Here is a 16,270-nt window from a genome sequence, read left to right as displayed (position 1 = left end):
TGGCCATGAACGATATCTCCGCTCCCGAGCAATACGATCTGCAAACCGCCGCCCTGAAGGTGCCGCCGCACTCCATCGAGGCCGAACAGGCCGTGCTCGGTGGTCTGATGCTGGACAACAACGCCTGGGAACGCGTGCTCGATCAAGTCTCCGACGGCGATTTCTATCGACATGACCACCGCCTGATCTTCCGTGCGATTGCCAAGCTGGCCGATCAGAACATGCCGATCGACGTCGTGACCCTGTCCGAACAACTGGACAAGGAAGGTCAGACTTCGCAAGTCGGCGGCCTCGGTTACCTCGGTGAACTGGCGAAAAACACGCCGTCCGTCGCCAACATCAAGGCTTATGCGCAGATCGTTCGCCAGCGTGCGACTTTGCGTCAGTTGATCGGCATCAGCACCGAAATCGCCGACAGCGCCTTCAATCCTGAAGGTCGCACGGCTGAAGAAATCCTCGATGAAGCTGAACGGCAGATCTTCCAGATCGCCGAGGCCCGGCCAAAAACCGGCGGCCCGGTGGGTGTGAACGAACTGCTGACCAAGGCCATCGACCGCATCGACACCCTGTTCAACACCGACAACGCGATCACCGGCCTGTCCACCGGCTACACCGACCTCGACGAGAAGACCAGCGGCCTGCAACCGGCCGACCTGATCATCGTCGCCGGTCGTCCGTCCATGGGTAAAACCACCTTTGCGATGAACCTGGTGGAAAACGCCGTGTTGCGCAGCGAGAAGGCTGTCCTGGTTTACTCCCTCGAGATGCCAGGCGAATCGCTGATCATGCGTATGTTGTCGTCGCTGGGGCGTATCGACCAGACCAAGGTCCGTTCCGGTCAGCTGGAAGATGACGACTGGCCGCGCCTGACTTCGGCGGTCAACCTGCTCAACGACCGCAAGCTGTTCATCGACGATACCGCCGGCATCAGCCCGTCGGAAATGCGCGCCCGGACCCGCCGCCTGGTGCGGGAACATGGCGATGTCGGCCTGATCATGATCGACTACCTGCAACTGATGCAGATCCCGGGTTCCAGCGGTGACAACCGGACCAACGAGATTTCCGAGATCTCCCGATCCCTGAAAGCCCTGGCCAAGGAATTCAACTGCCCGGTGGTGGCGCTCTCGCAGCTCAACCGTTCCCTGGAGCAGCGGCCGAACAAGCGCCCGGTGAACTCCGACTTGCGGGAATCCGGAGCGATCGAGCAGGACGCCGACGTGATCATGTTCGTTTATCGCGACGAGGTGTATCACCCGGAAACCGAGCACAAGGGCATTGCCGAGATCATCATCGGCAAGCAGCGGAACGGCCCGATCGGCTTTATCCGGTTGGCCTTTATCGGTAAGTACACGCGATTCGAGAACCTGGCGCCGGGTAGCTACAACTTCGATGATGATGAATAAGCTGTTCAGCGTCTGAGCTGACGCCTTCGCTGGCAAGCCAGCTCCTACGGGATCACGGTGAACCTGTGGGAGCGGCGGTGCGGCGATCCGACTTGCCCGCGATGGGGTCGCCGCAATTTCCGACCATGGCCGTCGGAATTGGTCAAAATTTGTGCTATATTCCGCGCCCGCGAAATTCAATGAAAGCCAACACCGGTTATCGACATGCAAGCAGCCAAGCCGTTATTTGACTATCCCAAGTACTGGGCCGAATGTTTCGGGCCAGCGCCGTTCCTGCCCATGAGCAGGGAGGAGATGGATCAGCTCGGCTGGGATTCCTGCGACATCATCATCGTCACCGGTGATGCGTACGTCGACCACCCGTCGTTCGGCATGGCGATCATCGGCCGGCTGCTGGAGTCCCAGGGCTTCCGCGTCGGGATCATTGCCCAGCCGAACTGGCAGTCCAAAGACGACTTCATGAAGCTCGGCGAGCCGAACCTGTTCTTCGGTGTCGCGGCCGGCAACATGGACTCGATGATCAACCGCTACACCGCCGACAAGAAAATCCGTTCCGACGATGCCTACACGCCGGGTGGCCTGGCCGGCAAGCGTCCGGACCGCGCCAGCCTGGTTTACAGCCAGCGCTGCAAGGAAGCCTACAAGCACGTGCCGATCGTGCTCGGCGGCATCGAAGCGTCCCTGCGCCGCATCGCGCATTACGATTACTGGCAGGACCGTGTGCGCAACTCGATCCTGATCGACGCCAGCGCCGACATCCTGCTGTACGGCAACGCCGAGCGGGCCATCGTCGAGGTCGCCCAGCGTCTGTCCTACGGTCACAAGATCGAAGACATCACTGACGTGCGCGGCACCGCGTTCATTCGTCGTGACACGCCGCAAGGCTGGTACGAAGTCGACTCCACGCGTATCGACCGTCCGGGCAAGATCGACAAGATCATCAACCCGTACGTCAACACCCAGGACACCGCCGCCTGCGCCATCGAGCAGGAGAAGGGCCCGGTCGAAGATCCGCAGGAAGCCAAAGTCGTGCAGATCCTGGCCAGCCCGCGCATGACTCGCGACAAGACCGTTATCCGTTTGCCGTCGGTGGAGAAGGTCCGCAACGACGCGGTGCTCTACGCCCACGCCAACCGCGTGTTGCACCTGGAGACCAACCCGGGCAACGCCCGCGCCTTGGTCCAGAAGCACGGTGAAGTGGACGTCTGGTTCAACCCGCCACCGATTCCGATGACCACCGAAGAAATGGACTACGTGTTCGGCATGCCTTATCAGCGCATTCCGCACCCGGCGTACGGCAAGGAAAAGATCCCGGCCTACGAAATGATCCGTTTCTCGGTGAACATCATGCGTGGCTGCTTCGGTGGCTGCACCTTCTGCTCGATCACCGAGCACGAAGGCCGGATCATCCAGAACCGATCCCACGAGTCGATCATTCGCGAAATCGAAGAAATTCGTGACAAGGTTCCGGGTTTTACCGGCGTGATCTCCGACCTCGGCGGCCCGACCGCGAACATGTACCGCATCGCCTGCAAGAGCCCGGAAATCGAATCCGCGTGCCGCAAGCCATCGTGCGTGTTCCCTGGCATCTGCCCGAACCTGAACACCGACCACTCGGCGCTGATCCAGCTGTATCGCAGTGCCCGTGAGTTGCCGGGTGTGAAGAAGATCCTGATCGCTTCCGGCCTGCGCTATGACCTGGCGGTCGAGTCGCCGGAGTACGTCAAGGAACTGGTGACCCACCACGTCGGTGGCTACCTGAAGATCGCCCCGGAACACACCGAGGAAGGTCCGCTCAACCAGATGATGAAACCGGGCATCGGCAGCTATGACAAGTTCAAGCGCATGTTCGAGAAGTATTCGAAGGAAGCAGGGAAAGAGCAGTACCTGATTCCGTACTTCATCGCCGCCCACCCGGGCACCACCGATGAAGACATGATGAACCTGGCCCTGTGGCTCAAGGGCAACGGCTTCCGTGCCGACCAGGTGCAGGCGTTCTACCCGTCGCCGATGGCCACTGCCACCGCGATGTACCACTCGGGCAAGAACCCGCTGCGCAAGGTCACCTACAAGAGTGACGCGGTGACCATCGTCAAGAGCGAAGAGCAGCGTCGTCTGCACAAGGCGTTTTTGCGTTATCACGACCCGAAAGGCTGGCCGATGCTGCGTGAGGCACTGACCCGCATGGGCCGCGCCGACCTGATCGGGCCGGGCAAGAATCAGTTGATTCCTTTGCACCAGCCGTCGACCGACAGCTACCAGAGCGCCCGTCGCAAGAATTCGACGCCGGCCGGCAGCCATAAAGTGGCCAAGGAAAAGACCACCAAGATCCTCACCCAGCACACTGGCCTGCCACCGCGTGCCAGCGATGGCGGTAACCCGTGGGACAAGCGCGAGCAGGCCAAGGCTGCGGCGTTTGCCCGCAACCAGCAGGCGGCCAAGGAGCGCAAGGAAGCGGCCAAAGGCAAGGGGCCGAAGCCGGCTCGCAAGCCGGTCGTACCGCGCTAAGCCGCGCCTGCGCTGAACAGAACGCCAACCTTCGGGTTGGCGTTTTGCGTTTCAGGGTTCAACCATTTGTGCTGGAGCCACTGGCCTCTTCGTCGGATCGCCGCCCGGACCAAGCCCGCTCCCACAGGATTTGTGGCGAACACAAAACTGCGGGCACCCCGAAAACTGTGGGAGCGGGCTTGCCCGCGATGAGGCCGGAGTTGCCAACCAATTTCTGGCTGGCCGCCACATTTACGTGCACCTGCGCCAAACCATTTTCCCGCATCGCCCGATTTTGGTGCTGTACTGCCTCAGGCAACCAAGGAAAGCGCCAGCGTTGCTGGATGGCATAAGTCTTGCGCGCTTTCCCATACGCTCAAGGCTCGCAGGAGGCACGCCGTGTCGATTCATGTCGCATTGCACCATGTCACGCATTACCGCTACGACCGCGCTGTCGAGCTCGGCCCGCAGATTGTTCGCCTGCGTCCCGCCGCTCACAGCCGCACGCGGATTCTGTCCTATGCGCTGAAAGTCTCGCCCGAGCAGCACTTCATCAACTGGCAACAGGACCCTCAGGGCAATTACCTGGCGCGGCTGGTGTTCCCGGAGAAGACTGAAGAGTTGCGGATCGAAGTCGACCTGCTGGCGGAGATGGCGATCTTCAATCCGTTCGATTTTTTCCTCGAGCCCTACGCGGAAAAAATCCCTTTTACCTATGCCACTGACGAGCGCAAGGAGCTGGCGCCGTACCTGGAAACCCTGCCCCTGACGCCGAAGTTCAAGGCCTATCTGGACGGCATCGACCGTACACCGTTGCCCGCCGTGGATTTTCTCGTCGCGCTCAACCAGCGCCTGAGCGAAGACATCGACTACCTGATCCGCATGGAGCCCGGCGTACAAACACCTGAACACACCCTCGAACAGGCCTCCGGTTCGTGCCGCGATTCCGCCTGGTTGCTGGTGCAACTGTTGCGCAACCTGGGACTGGCGGCGCGTTTCGTATCGGGCTATCTGATCCAGCTGACCGCCGACGTCAAAAGTCTCGACGGTCCGTCCGGCACCGAAGTGGATTTCACCGATCTGCACGCCTGGTGCGAGGTGTACTTGCCCGGTGCCGGCTGGATCGGCCTGGATGCGACCTCCGGGCTGTTTGCCGGTGAAGGGCATATTCCGTTGGCCTGTAGTCCCGATCCGTCCTCTGCGGCGCCGATCACTGGCCTGGTGGAACCGTGCGAGTGTGAATTCAGCCACGAAATGTCCGTGGAGCGGGTTTGGGAAGCACCACGGGTCACCAAGCCCTACACCGACGAACAGTGGCAGGCGATCCAGGCATTGGGGCGACAGATCGATGCCGATCTGCTGGAAGGCGATGTACGCCTGACCATGGGCGGCGAGCCGACCTTTGTGTCCATTGATGACCCGGATGGCGCCGAGTGGAACACCGCGGCACTGGGGCCGGATAAACGGCGGCTGTCCGCCGAACTGTTCCAGCGCCTGCGTAAACACTACGCGCCCATGGGACTGGTGCATTTCGGGCAGGGCAAGTGGTACCCCGGCGAGCAACTGCCGCGCTGGTCGCTCAATTGCTATTGGCGCCGTGACGGCGTGCCGATCTGGCACAACAGCGCGCTGATCGCCGATGAGCAGGAAGACTATGGCGCCGATGGCGCGCTGGCCGGACGTTTTCTGGCAAGCGTGGCCGAGCGCTTGAACATTCCGACACGCTTTGTGTTTCCAGCCTACGAAGACAATTTCTATTACCTCTGGCGCGAAGGGATGTTGCCGCAAAACGTCAGCGCCGAAGATTCGCGCCTGGAAGAGCCTTTGGAGCGTGCGCGTCTGCGCAAGGTCTTCAGTCAAGGCCTGGACAAGGTCATCGGCCAGGTCCTGCCGCTGGCGCGCACCGCCAAGGGCGATCAGTGGCAGAGCGGTCGCTGGTATCTGCGCGACGAGCACTGCCGACTGGTGCCGGGGGATTCGCCGCTGGGGTATCGCTTGCCGCTGGGCTCACAGCCCTGGGTAAAAGCGGCGGAGTACCCGTTTATTCATCCACGAGACCCGAATCAGGATTTCCCGCCGCTGCCCGACACCGCGCAACTGCAAAGCCAGGGCGAGACTGCCGAGGTGCAAGAGCGCGCACCTAAGGTCGACGAATCCGCCGACTGGCTGACCCGCACCGCCTTCTGCGCCGAGGCGCGGGAAGGCCGTTTGTACCTGTTCATGCCGCCACTGGAGCGGGTCGAGGACTACCTCGAACTGATCGCCGCCATCGAAGCCACCGCTGAAGAGCTGATGTGCCCGGTATTGCTGGAGGGCTATGAGCCGCCAAGCGATCCACGCCTGAGCAACTTCCGTATCACTCCGGATCCGGGAGTGATCGAGGTCAACGTGCAGCCTTCCGCGACCTGGGATGAATTGGTCGAGCGCACCGAATTCCTCTACGAAGAGGCGCGCCAGACCCGGCTGACCACCGAAAAATTCATGATCGACGGCCGGCACACCGGCACCGGTGGCGGTAACCATTTCGTGCTGGGTGGCGCGACCCCGGGGGACTCACCGTTTCTGCGCCGTCCGGATCTGCTGCGCAGCCTGATCAGCTACTGGCACAACCATCCGTCGCTGTCCTACCTGTTTTCCGGATTGTTCATCGGCCCGACGTCCCAGGCGCCGCGGGTCGACGAAGCACGCAACGATGCCTTGTACGAACTGGAAATTGCTTTCGCACAAATGCCTGAAGCGGGTGAGGAGTGCCCGCCATGGCTAGTGGATCGACTGCTGCGCAACCTGCTGATCGATGTGACCGGCAACACCCACCGTGCCGAGTTCTGCATCGACAAACTCTATTCGCCGGACGGAGCCACCGGACGCCTCGGATTGCTGGAACTGCGTGCATTCGAGATGCCGCCCCATGCCCGCATGAGCCTGGCGCAACAATTGTTGCTGCGGGCGCTGGTGGCGCGGTTCTGGCGCGAGCCCTATGCACCGCAGAAACTGGCGCGCTGGGGCACGGAGCTGCACGATCGCTTCCTGTTGCCGCACTTTATCGAGCAAGACTTCGCCGATGTCATCGTCGACCTCAACGCCGCCGGTTATCCGGTGCGGGCCGAATGGTTCGCCGCGCATCTGGAGTTCCGTTTTCCCAAGGTTGGCGATTACGCCGTCAGTGGTATTGCACTGGAACTGCGCCAGGCGCTCGAGCCTTGGCACGTGCTGGGCGAAGAGGGCGCCATGGGCGGTACGGTGCGTTACGTGGATTCGTCGCTGGAGCGTTTGCAGGTCAAGCTCAGCGGCTTGCCGCCCCAGCGATATCTGCTGACCTGTAATGGCATCCCGGTGCCATTGCAGCCCACGGGGCGGCTCGGCGAGTTCGTGGCCGGCGTGCGTTTCCGAGCCTGGCAACCGGCCAACTGCCTGCAACCGACCATCCCGGTCCATGCGCCGCTGGTATTTGACCTGCTCGATACCTGGATGCAGCGTTCGCTGGGCGGCTGCCAGTACCACGTCGCTCATCCGGGCGGGCGCAATTACGACAGCTTGCCGGTCAATGCCAACGAGGCCGAGAGCCGGCGCATGGCGCGTTTCTTCCGCATCGGACACACGCCGGGGAAACTGCCTGTACCCCATCTGGAAATTAACGACGAGCTGCCGATGACGCTCGATTTGCGACGTTTCTGAACCGTGCGCGACGCTCGGGTTTTTCGTATACCCGGGCGTCATGAGCCTGCGTTAGTCTGACCGTTCAATGCTGTCTGCCGAGTTTTCCATGCCTGACCTGCTAGACCGCTACCCGCTGACGGCGGGCACCTATCATGAACTGCTCGACGACAGTGGCGGTGTGCGTCCGCATTGGCGCCGGCTGTTCGAGCAGTTGCAACGCAGCACGCCGGCGCAATTGGTGCAGCGTCAGGCCCTGCTGACCCGGCAGATTCAGGAAAACGGCGTGACCTATAACGTTTATGCCGATCCCAAGGGCGCTGACCGGCCATGGGAGCTGGACCTGCTGCCGCATATCATCGCTAATGATGAGTGGGCGCGTCTGGCGGCCGGCATCGCGCAACGGGCCAGGTTGCTCAATGCGGTGCTGGCTGACCTGTACGGCCCGCAGCGCCTGATTGCCGAGGGGTTGCTGCCGGCGGAGCTGGTGTTCGGTCACAACAATTTCCTTTGGCCCTGTCAGGGCATCCGCCCACCTGACGGCGCCTTTCTGCATCTGTATGCCATGGATCTGGCGCGCACACCCGATGGCCGCTGGTGGGTCACGGCGGATCGTACCCAGGCGCCTTCGGGTGCCGGGTATGCGCTGGAAAACCGCACGATTGTGTCCCGGGCCTTTCCCGAGTTGTACCGCGATCTGAAAGTGCAGCACTTGGCCGGGTTCTTCCGCACCTTGCAGGAAACGCTGGCTCGTCAGGCCCCGAGTGACGGGGACGCGCCGTTGGTCGTACTGCTGACGCCAGGGCGTTTCAACGAAAGCTATTTTGAACATCTGTACCTCGCTCGTCAGCTTGGCTACCCACTGGTGGAGGGCGGCGACCTGACGGTGCGCGACGCCACGGTCTACCTGAAGACCCTCAGTGGTCTGCGTCGGGTCCACGCGATCATGCGCCGGCTCGACGATGATTTCTGCGACCCGCTGGAGCTGCGTACTGACTCGGCCCTTGGTGTGCCGGGGCTGCTTGAGGCTGTGCGGCAGGGGCGGGTGCTGGTGGCCAACGCTCTGGGCAGCGGAGTACTGGAGTCACCAGGCCTGTTGGGTTTCCTGCCGAAGATCAATCAATTCCTGTTCGGCGAAGAACTGATCCTGCCGTCCATCGCCACCTGGTGGTGCGGCGAAGCGCCGGTATTGGCCCAGGCCCTGGAAAAACTGCCGGAGCTGCTGATCAAACCGGCGTTTCCGTCCCAGAGCTTTGCACCGGTATTTGGCCGTGACTTGAGTGAAAAACAGCGCCAGGAGCTCGCCGAGCGCATGCAGGCGCGGCCATACGCTTATGTGGCGCAAGAACTTGCGCAATTGTCCCAGGCGCCGGTCTGGCAAGCCGAAGACGGTCAGTTGCAACCCCGTGCCATCGGCATGCGCGTGTATGCGGTCGCCAGCCGCGAGGGATATCGGGTGCTGCCCGGTGGCTTGACCCGGGTCGCCGCCGAAGCCGACGCCGAAGTGGTGTCGATGCAGCGCGGTGGCGCCAGTAAAGACACCTGGGTGCTGGGCGATCGTGCACCCAGCGGTGAACAATGGAAGGCCCAACGCAACATCGGTGTGCATGACCTGGTGCGGCGCGATCCGTACCTGCCGTCGCGGGTGGTGGAAAACCTGTTCTGGTTCGGTCGTTACTGCGAACGTTGCGACGACAGTGCCCGTTTGCTGCGCATCATGCTGGCGCGCTATGTCGATGGCGACGACCCACAAGCCCTGCAAGCAGCGGTGGATCTCGGCGAGCGGCTGATGCTGCTGCCCGATGAGGGCGAATTGCCGGAGCGCCTGTTGGCGGCGCTGCTCGGCGATGACTGGCCGTTCAGCCTGCGTTCCAACCTGCAACGCTTGCAGTGGGCGGCTTCGCAGGTGCGCGGCAAGCTCTCGCGGGAAAACTGGCAGGCGCTGGTGGAGTTGCAGCGTGAAGCCATGGAGCTGGAAACCGAAGAGCCGGATTTCGGCGAGTTGCTGGATTTCCTCAACCGTCTGGTGATGTCCCTGGCGGCGCTGTCCGGCTTTGCCCTGGACGACATGACCCGGGACGAAGGCTGGCGTTTCCTGATGATTGGCCGGCGGGTCGAGCGACTGCAATTTCTCAGCGGCAGCCTGGCGGCGTTCCTGCGGGGCGCTGGGGCTTTCGATCAGGCCGGGCTGGAATGGTTGCTGGAACTGGGCAACAGCAGTATCACCTACCGTTCTCGCTACCTGGCGGTGGCGCAGTTGATCCCGGTGCTCGACCTGTTGTTGCTCGACGAACAGAACCCTCACGCCGTGTTGTTCCAGTTGAAATTGGTGACCCGCACCCTCAAGCGCCTCAATGATGACTTTGGGGTGCCGCGCGAAGCGGCACTGCCGCAATTGGTCGAGCGTCTGGCGCGATTCGATCTGGGCTGCCTGGAAAACCCGCTGTTCGGCGACGCGAGTGTTCGCGCCGCCATCGAGGGGCTGGCCGCGCTGCTGCAAGAGATCGCCGATGCCAGTGGGCAGGTTTCCGATCGACTGGCGCTGCGGCATTTCGCCCATGTCGACGATGTCAGCCAGCGCACGGTGTCCGTCTGATGAGCGCTCACTACCAGATTTTCCACGACACCCATTATCACTACGACAGTCCTGTGTCCTTGGCCCAGCAACTGGCACATTTGTGGCCGCGGCCTTGTGAATGGCAGCGCTGCACCGACCGGCAATTGCAGATCAGTCCGCAGCCGACCTCGCGTCGCGATGAACTGGATGTGTTCGGCAATCCGCTGACCCGGCTGGCATTCGAGCGTCCCCACGATGAACTGCTGGTCAACGCCAACCTCACGATCGAAGTGTTGCCCCGACCTGTGCCGGACTTCAGACGGTCAACGGCGTGGGAACGCACACGAAGCGCGCTGACCTACAGCAGTCAGCCGCTGTCGCCGCAATTGCTGGAAGCCTGCCGATACCGCTTTGAATCGCCGTATGTGCATTTGAAGAAAAACTTCGTGGAGTTTTCCGAAAGTTGCTTCCCGGCGGGTCGACCGCTGCTGCTCGGCGTGCAGGCGCTGATGGAGAAAATCTTCAGCGAGTTCACCTTCGATGCCGAAGCGACCCAAGTGGCGACGCCGCTGGTGGAAGTGCTGGAGCGCCGACGCGGGGTCTGTCAGGACTTTGCTCACCTGATGCTCGCTTGCGTGCGCTCCCGTGGATTGGCGGCGCGGTACATCAGCGGCTATTTGCTGACCCAGCCACCGCCGGGTCAGCCACGGTTGATTGGTGCTGACGCGTCCCACGCCTGGGTATCGGTGTTTTGCCCGGTGCTGGGGTGGGTGGATTTCGACCCGACCAACAATGTGCAGCCGGCACTGGAGCACATCACCCTGGCCTGGGGCCGGGATTTTTCCGATGTGTCGCCGTTGCGGGGGGTGATTCTGGGAGGAGGGAGCCACGACCCGGAAGTTCGGGTAACCGTGATGCCACTGGAATAATAACGATCCACCCTGTAGGAGCGAGCTTGCTCGCGATGGACGTCAACGATGACGCGTCCTGTCTGGAAAAACGCGTTGTCTTCGATATCTTCGCGAGCAAGCTCGCTCCTACAAGGGGCACAGGATCCGGTGGGCCGGATCAGATCAGCCGGCCCGGAGGTTCTCAGGCGTCAGGCGCCGAGTCTTTCGGTGCATCAACATCATCTTCTGCCGCCACTTCACCCTCGGGGTTCAGGGCAGCTTCTTCAGCTGAAGCTTTCTTGCGCTGAAGCTTTTCCTCTTTCTTCTGCTCCTTGGCCAAGTCTCTCTGACGTTTGGCGAAGGAATAATTAGGTTTGGCCATGGGCGATCCTCTGGGGTCGAAGGTGAGGTTGAGCGGCGCATATTCTGCCCTGTATCGGTGCCGGGCCGTTAGCTGGGTTTTTGCTCGGCCCATTTTGGCGCTATGGAGGGTTGCCAGGCATCCAGAGCATCGAGCAGGGTTTGCGGCGATTCGCTCACTTGCAGCATGTCACGGTGCTGCCCGCGAACGAAGCCTTCGCCGACGATGTGATCGAGAAAAGCCGTCAATTTGCTGTAGAAACCGTTCACTTCCAGCAAACCCAGTGGTTTGCCGTGGTAGCCGAGTTGGCCCCAGGTCCAGACTTCGAACAGTTCTTCGAGGGTGCCAAGGCCGCCGGGCAGCGCGATAAAGGCATCGCTGAGCTCGGCCATCCGGGCCTTGCGCGCGTGCATGCCATCGACGACTTCCAGGCGAGTCAGGCCGCTGTGGCCGATTTCCTTGTCCTTGAGGCTTTGCGGGATGATGCCGATCACTTCACCGCCGGCCGCCAGGGCCGCGTCGGCGACGATCCCCATCAAGCCTACGGCGCCGCCGCCATAAACGAGCGTCAACTTGCGTTCGGCCAAAGCCCGGCCAAGGGCCATCGCTGCTTCGCGGTAAGCCGGGTTGGTGCCGGTGCTGGCACCACAAAAAACACAAACGGATGTTAAAGACATGCCTTGCTCCTTGGTCGATCAGGGCCACAGAGTAAAGGCAGGCGCACGGCACTCCAAGGGCTAGACTTCGTGTTTCGGTGTTTCGTACGTACCGCTGGCGCCGCAGGCGTAGGCGGCGAGCAAACTGTACAACAGGTTGTTGATGGACATGATCAGTGCTCCGGCTTTTTTGGGGGGAGAGAGAAGGGGACGACCTGATGATAGGGCCGGACCAGACGCCTGGCCGGTAGATTGTTTGCATCGTGCCTATAGCCCGAAAGTTGTATACAATTTTTGATTCAAGTCATATGAACTTGCGAAGTTTTCAGGCAGTCTTCTGTCCATTCGCATTTCTGCTAACCCTGCCTTGGAGATTCACCATGTTTGCCAAACTTGTTGCGGTATCCCTGTTGACACTGGCCAGCAGCCAATTGATGGCTGCAGAGTGCAAAGTCACCGTCGACTCCACCGACCAGATGTCTTTCGACACAAAGGCCATTGAAATCGATAAGAGCTGCAAGACGTTTACCGTGGAACTCAAGCACTCCGGCAGCTTGCCGAAGAACGTCATGGGCCATAACTGGGTGCTGAGTAAAGAAGCCGACATGCAGCCGATCGCCACCGATGGCCTGAGCGCCGGCATCGACAAGAACTACCTGAAGGAAGGCGACGCCCGCGTGATCGCCCACACCAAGATCATCGGCGCCAATGAAACCGACTCGGTGACCTTCGACGTGTCGAAGCTCGACGCCGCTGAAAAATACGGTTTCTTCTGCTCGTTCCCGGGCCACATCTCGATGATGAAAGGTACCGTGACCCTGAAGTAAGCAGGTTCACCGCGTCATCGTTCTTCGCTGGCGAGCCAGCCCCCACAGGTTTTGTGAACGACACAAATCATAGTAGGAGCTGGCTTGCCAGCGAAGAGGCCAGAAACATCAACGCATGTTTTGGCCAAAGAAAAGCCCGCTGAAGTTCAACACTTCAGCGGGCTTTTTCATTCACTCACGCCTCAAGGCGCAAACGGCATGACACGCTTGTGATGGGTCTTGTTGTAGGTGTCGCAAATGATCCTGAATGCTTCCTCGCGCACCGGGTTGCCGTGCAGGAACGCATCGATCTCGGCGTAGGTCACGCCGTGGGAGGCTTCGTCCGGTTTGCCGGGCGCCAGGTCTTCAAGGTCGGCGGTCGGGACTTTCTCCACCAGCGACTCCGGCGCACCGAAGCTGCGGGCGATGGCGCGGACCTGGTTTTTCACCAGGCCACTCAGTGGCGCCAGGTCGCAGGCGCCGTCACCGAACTTGGTGAAGAACCCCATGACCGCTTCCGCCGCGTGATCGGTGCCGATCACCAGGCCATGGGTCGCGCCGGCGATGGTGTACTGGGCGACCATGCGCATGCGCGCCTTGGTGTTGCCGAGCACGAAATCCACCGACACCGCGTGCTTGCCTTCAAAAGCCGCCACTTCATTGGCCAGGGCTTTGACCGCCGGGCCGATGTTCACGGTGTGGCGCTCGTCCGGCTTGATGAAGTCCACCGAAGCCTGGGCGTCGTGCTCATCGAACTGGGTTTCGTAGGGCAGGCGCACGGCAATGAATTTGTAGGCGGCATCACCGCTGCGCTGGCGCAGTTCACGGACGGCACGCTGGGCCAACAGGCCGGCGGTCAGGGAGTCGACACCGCCGCTGATGCCCAATACCAGGGTCTTGAGCCCGGAGTTGACCAGGCAGTCCTGAATGAAGGCCACTCGCCGGGCGACTTCGGCCTCGAGGGCGGCCTCGTCGGCGAATGGCGGCTGGACCTTGAGCTGTTCAGCAATCTCACGCTGTACGGCTTGCATGAATTCACTCCTTGCTTGATGTACTTGAAAGGGCGGCAGGTACTTGAAAAACGTGTCGCAAGTAAGCGACGAAATTCGGGTCTTTGCAGTGCGTCTTGCCTGGCTCGTCGGAGACCTTCGCCACCGGCTGGTCGTTGCAGGCGCTCATTTTAAGCACGATGCTCATCGGTTCGACACCCGGAATGTCACAGGTCAGGTTGGTGCCGATGCCGAAGCTGACATTGATCCGACCACGCAACGCCCGGAATATCTCCAGGGCCTTGGGCAGGTTCAGGCTGTCGGAGAAGGTCAGCGTCTTGCTCATCGGGTCGATGCCGAGCTTGTGATAGTGGGCGATGGCTTTTTCCGCCCACAGCACGGGATCGCCTGAATCGTGGCGCAAACCGTCGAAAAGCTTGGCGAAAAACAGATCGAAATCGCCGAGGAAGGCATCCATGGTGATGCAGTCCGTCAGGGCAATCCCCAGCAGGCCACGGTATTCGCGAACCCAGCAATCGAGCGCGGCTATCTGGCTGTCGATCAGCCGCGGGCCGAGCTGCTGGTGCGCCATGATCCATTCGTGAGCCATGGTGCCCAGGGGCTTCATGTCCAGCTCCCGGGACAGGTGCACGTTGCTGGTGCCGACGAAGCGGCCGGGGAAGTCGTGCTTGAGCACGTTCACCACTTCTTCCTGCACGCGGTAGGAAAAACGGCGACGGGTGCCGAAATCGGCCACCTGCAATTCGGATAGTTCATCGCTGCTGGCGTTGACGCTCAGCCAGTCGAACTTGCGGTAGAGCTGCTCGCGGACCTGCTCCAGCACGACTTCGGGGTAGCGGTAGCGGTTGCGCACCTCGCTGACCAGCGCCAGCAGCGGCACTTCGAACAGGATCACATGCAGCCAGGGACCCCGCAGGCGGATAAACAGCTCACCGTTTTCGAGGCCGGTGTGGATGTAGCGCAGGTTGAAGCGAAACAAACCGAGAAAACGCAGGAAGTCCGGCTTCAGGAAGCTGATGCGCTCCAGAAAGCTCAACTGGTCGGCGGTCAGGCTCAGTTCGGCCAGGCGCTCGATCTGGAAGCGGATTTCCGCCAGATAGGGGCGCAAGTCCTCGCTGTTACGGCAACGAAACTCCCATTCGACTTCGACGTTCGGGTAGTTGTGCAGCACCGCCTGCATCATCGTCAGTTTGTAGAAGTCGGTGTCGAGCAGGTTCTGCACGATACGATCGGCAAACACACTCTCGCTCATAACGGGAATCTCCAGCGTTGCAGCGGTATTGATCAGTGGCGCTAGTGGCGCATATCAGAGGGCAGGATTGCCAGCAATTTCTTGGATCACAACAGATCCCTGTGGGAGCGGGCTTGCTCGCGAAGGCTGAGTGTCAGGCAACATCATTGTTGGATGTGAAACCGCTTTCGCGAGCAAGCCCGCTCCCACAGGGTATGCGCAAGGCTCAATGGGGGAGGGCATCCGGGCTATCGATCTGCTCCAGCATCCACTTCACAAAGTCCCGCACCTTGGGCACTTCCGCCGAATGCTCCGGATACGCCAGGTAATACGCATCGGTACTGGGCATTGCATGCTGCCAGGGAATGACCAGCTTGCCGTCCGCCAGTTCCTCTTCCACCAGAAACCGTGGCAGCAGCGCCACGCCGCAGCCAACCTGGGCGGCGCGGATGCACATATAGAAGGTTTCGAAACGCGGGCCGTGGTAGCTGTGCTCGGTGTGGTAGCCCTGGTGGTCGAACCAGTCATGCCAGGCCTGGGGGCGGGACGCGTTTTGCAGCAGGACCAGGTCGGTCAGTTGCGTCGGGTCGGTAAATGGCGTGTCCGGCAGGCTGCCGGGGGCACATACAGGAACAAGCTCTTCGCCGAACAGCTTCAGGCATTCGGTGCCGGGCCGCGAGCCCTGGCCGAAGTAGAACGCCAGGTCGCTGCGACCTTGCAGCAGATCGTCGGCTTCCTGCTCGCTGCACAGGTCCAGGTGGATCGACGGGTGCCGCAGGCGCCAGCCTTTCAGGCGCGGCACCAGCCAGCGCGCGCCGAAGGTGGGAGGCGTCGAAACCCGCAAGACTTCTGTTTCGCCACCGTAGGAACGCAGGTAATGGGTCGACATCTCGACCTGTGTGAGGATTTTCCGCACCTCAACCAAGTACAGATCGCCGGCCGGTGTCATCTGCAGGCGGCGGCGCACCCGGCGAAACAGCAGGTGCTGCAACAGCTCTTCGAGTTGTGCGACCTGTTTGCTCACGGCGCTTTGGGTAAGGTTTAGCTCTTCGGCGGCCCGGGTGAAGCTCAAGTGCCGGGTGACGGCTTCGAAGCACTGCAACGCAGCGATCGATGGCAAGTAGCGTTTATTCAGCATGGGCGGTCCTTGGTTCTTGTTTCTTATTGCCAGCAATGCACAGCATGAATAAACGGAATGATATCTCTCTTAAAGGT

11 protein-coding genes are annotated in these 16,270 nt (G+C 61.2%); 6 read left to right on the top strand and 5 right to left on the bottom strand.

Annotation, left to right across the window (positions count from 1 at the left end; all coding sequences use genetic code 11):
* Positions 1-5 precede the first annotated feature (5 nt).
* From dnaB to PMI31_RS06025, 5 genes are all read left to right on the top strand, one after another.
* Entirely contained in the window at positions 6-1,403 is a 1,398-nt protein-coding gene (gene dnaB, locus PMI31_RS06045) for a replicative DNA helicase (protein WP_008016882.1), read from the top strand.
* Positions 1,404-1,607: 204 nt separating this feature from the next.
* Positions 1,608-3,911 carry a YgiQ family radical SAM protein gene (locus PMI31_RS06040; RefSeq protein WP_008016881.1) on the top strand — a complete coding sequence of 768 codons (2,304 nt, stop codon included), beginning with the start codon at positions 1,608-1,610 and terminating at the stop codon, positions 3,909-3,911.
* Positions 3,912-4,289: 378 nt separating this feature from the next.
* The gene (locus PMI31_RS06035) at positions 4,290-7,565 is read left to right on the top strand and encodes a transglutaminase family protein (protein WP_008016880.1); all 3,276 of its coding nucleotides are present in this window, start codon (positions 4,290-4,292) and stop codon (positions 7,563-7,565) included.
* An 88-nt stretch (positions 7,566-7,653) separates the two neighbouring features.
* Positions 7,654-10,140, top strand: a complete 2,487-nt coding sequence (locus tag PMI31_RS06030; RefSeq protein ID WP_008016878.1) for a circularly permuted type 2 ATP-grasp protein — start codon at positions 7,654-7,656, stop codon at positions 10,138-10,140.
* Complete coding sequence (locus tag PMI31_RS06025; protein ID WP_008016877.1) at positions 10,140-11,030, top strand: transglutaminase family protein; 891 nt, start codon at positions 10,140-10,142, stop codon at positions 11,028-11,030. The genes PMI31_RS06030 and PMI31_RS06025 overlap by 1 nt, the downstream gene beginning before the upstream one ends.
* 163 nt (positions 11,031-11,193) lie before the next feature.
* Here PMI31_RS06025 and PMI31_RS06020 read toward each other — a convergent pair whose 3' ends face one another.
* Positions 11,194-11,373 (bottom strand): hypothetical protein, encoded by a 180-nt coding sequence (locus PMI31_RS06020; RefSeq protein ID WP_008003055.1) that lies wholly within the window; start codon positions 11,371-11,373, stop codon positions 11,194-11,196.
* A gap of 68 nt (positions 11,374-11,441) precedes the next feature.
* The gene (locus tag PMI31_RS06015) at positions 11,442-12,029 is read right to left on the bottom strand and encodes a TIGR00730 family Rossman fold protein (RefSeq protein ID WP_008016876.1); all 588 of its coding nucleotides are present in this window, start codon (positions 12,027-12,029) and stop codon (positions 11,442-11,444) included.
* Between the two features lie 359 nt (positions 12,030-12,388).
* Here PMI31_RS06015 and azu point away from each other — a divergent pair, with 359 nt between their 5' ends.
* Positions 12,389-12,835: an azurin gene (azu, locus tag PMI31_RS06010; RefSeq protein WP_008016873.1), complete on the top strand. Its 447-nt coding sequence runs from the start codon at positions 12,389-12,391 to the stop codon at positions 12,833-12,835.
* Positions 12,836-13,017: 182 nt separating this feature from the next.
* Here the strand turns inward: azu and nadE are convergent, their stop codons facing one another.
* From nadE to PMI31_RS05995, 3 genes are all read right to left on the bottom strand, one after another.
* On the bottom strand, positions 13,018-13,845 hold the full coding sequence (gene nadE, locus PMI31_RS06005; protein WP_008016872.1) for an ammonia-dependent NAD(+) synthetase: 828 nt from the start codon (positions 13,843-13,845) through the stop codon (positions 13,018-13,020).
* Between the two features lie 4 nt (positions 13,846-13,849).
* A complete protein-coding gene (gene pncB, locus PMI31_RS06000; protein ID WP_008016871.1) occupies positions 13,850-15,076 on the bottom strand; it encodes a nicotinate phosphoribosyltransferase in 1,227 nt (408 codons plus the stop codon).
* A gap of 205 nt (positions 15,077-15,281) precedes the next feature.
* Complete coding sequence (locus PMI31_RS05995; protein ID WP_008016869.1) at positions 15,282-16,193, bottom strand: LysR family transcriptional regulator; 912 nt, start codon at positions 16,191-16,193, stop codon at positions 15,282-15,284.
* Positions 16,194-16,270: the final 77 nt, after the last annotated feature.

It is taken from the genome of Pseudomonas sp. GM55, assembly GCF_000282395.1.
Classification (GTDB): Bacteria; Pseudomonadota; Gammaproteobacteria; order Pseudomonadales; family Pseudomonadaceae; genus Aquipseudomonas; species Aquipseudomonas fluorescens_CC.
The sequence above is the reverse complement of the archived record's forward strand: the minus strand, read 5'-3'. Positions and strand labels throughout refer to the sequence as shown.